At 51.0% G+C, this 2,205-nt stretch carries 1 protein-coding gene; it reads left to right on the top strand.

Features of this window, described 5'->3' with window-relative positions:
- Positions 1–157 precede the first annotated feature (157 nt).
- Positions 158–2,205, top strand: a 2,048-nt coding sequence (locus tag VGA08_04015) for a hypothetical protein (GenBank protein ID HEX9679757.1), incomplete at its 3' end; no start/stop codon positions are given.

Raw genomic sequence — 2,205 nt, 5'->3', positions numbered from 1 at the left:
AAGCGGCTATACATCGGCCATCGGTTCAACTACAACGTCTAATATTGTTCAAGACATCTTCTATAAAGTAGCCACTGGCGGGGAAACCTCTGCGGCGTGCACAGTCACCGGGGCAAACAATAAAAGAGGCCTGATTACCATTTTTGAATACAGCGGTATGGCAAATGCTAGCGTAGTTGATCAAACGGCAACTAACACAGGCGTCGACACGCCAGCGACTACTGGCACTACGCCAACAACTACCAATGATAACGATCTATTAATTGCTGGAATTACAGTTAATGCTGCGCGTTCGTTTAGTGCCTGGACCAACTCTTTTATTGAGCAATCTGACCATTCAAACGGTGGGGCTCAAGGGACGGCTGAGCTTACGGTTGGCTCTACCGGCGCATATTCTACTGGTGCAACACTAAGCGGCACTGGCGCATGGATAGGCCAGATAGCCGCTTTTAAAGGCGCGGCAGCTACCGGTCCCATATATCCATATATAACCCAGGGAGGCTATGTATTTGAAAATGATGATGGTGCTCAGGGCTCTGCTGAAATTGAGCTAATTAAAACCGACGATGCCCAGTGCAACGAAACTGACGGTGAATGTACTACTACGGTTAACTTTACGGCGGCAACCGCCGATAACCTATTGGTGGCGGTTTGTTCGGGGCTTGGCCAATCCGAGGTTCCAACGCTGAGCGGAACCGGCTATACATCGGCTATCGGCCCAACGCCTACAAGCAATACTTCTGTTCAGGAAGTGTATTACAAAGTTTCCACAGGAGGCGAGACCTCAGTATCTTGTACGTCTACAATCACTTCAGGCAACGTAGTTGCCATGCTGACTTTTTTTGAATATAGCGGAATTGCTACTAGCAGCGTGGTTGACCAGACCGCATCTAGTACAGGCAACAGCAATAATCCGGCTACAGGAACTACTCCGACCACAACTAATGACACGAACCTGCTAATTGGCGCGGTAACCGTAGAAGCCAATACCACTTTCAGCACCTGGAGCAACAGTTTTACTCAGCTAAGCGAACAAGCCTTCTCGGGGGGTTCGGGGTTAGCTCATGCGGTAGCTGATAGGCTGGTTACGGCTACTGGTACTTATTCAACCGACGCTGTTGCCGCTACCGGAGATCAGTGGGTGGGGCATATCGTGGCCTTTAAGTCTGACGGCGGCGGGCAAGAAGCAGCCGATGCCACCAAGACAGCTGGCTCGGAATTTAGCTCCGGCAAAACCTTGAGCGCAGTTAGGCGCGGCGAGCACATGAACCTTAGGACCCATATAACAAATTCTGGAGCGGCTTTGGCAGAGGTGGACGAATTAGCGCTGTTTTATGATCGCAACGACGGCAGATGGAGTAAGGTCCAAAGCAGCACTGTACCACGAACCGGCGCCGGTTCGGGCTGCGACGACACCGATTTTGACTGTAGCCTAATTGCTGATTTTTCTACCGGCTTAACGTTGGGTACCGGCAGCGGACTGGCCACCGGTCCGCATGGTGAAATGGCGGCAGTTCTGCTTCAGGACGGAACTCCGGATACCGTTTGGGTTGCCGTGTATGTTGGTAGTGGTGGCAGTAATTGTGGCAGCGGCATTGCTGATTGGTCATGTGAGGGTGTTGAGACAGGTTCCGGCAATATCCAGCACCCAACAATCGGTATTAGTCCTGATGGCACAATCTGGCTGGCATTTATTGATGCGGCTAGCGACGACTTGGTGGTGGCCAATCAGGTTGGTGACGGCACCGGCAACTGCTCAAACAATTACTGGGACTGTGTATCGGTCAGAACATCGGTAACTAGTGCTTATCCGGAAATAGCTTTCGATACTTCAGGAAATCCGTGGATAAGCTTTTTTGATGACAATAATGACGATTTAGTGGTTGCCGAATATGTCTCATCCGGCGGTTCCGGCTGCGACAGCGCAGCTTGGGAATGTACGGCTGTCGATACGCTTGGTACTACCAACTTGCCAAACTATTCAATTGCCTTTACGCCAAGCAATGTTGCTTGGATAAGCTACTACAACAACAGCGATTTATATGTGGCCGAATATGTCTCATCCGGCGGTTCCGGCTGCGACAGCGCAGCCTGGGAGTGTACCGCGGTACTAACCGCCGATGATGTAGGAACGCATTCGTCCATATCAATTGCGCCCGACGGCAATCCTTGGATTAGCTATAAAGACGACACAAATGACGACCT

The organism is Candidatus Saccharimonadales bacterium, from assembly GCA_036397795.1.
Classification (GTDB): domain Bacteria; phylum Patescibacteriota; class Saccharimonadia; order Saccharimonadales; family DASWIF01; genus DASWIF01.
Note: the sequence above shows the minus strand (reverse complement) of the source record. Positions and strands in the feature narration are given on the sequence as shown.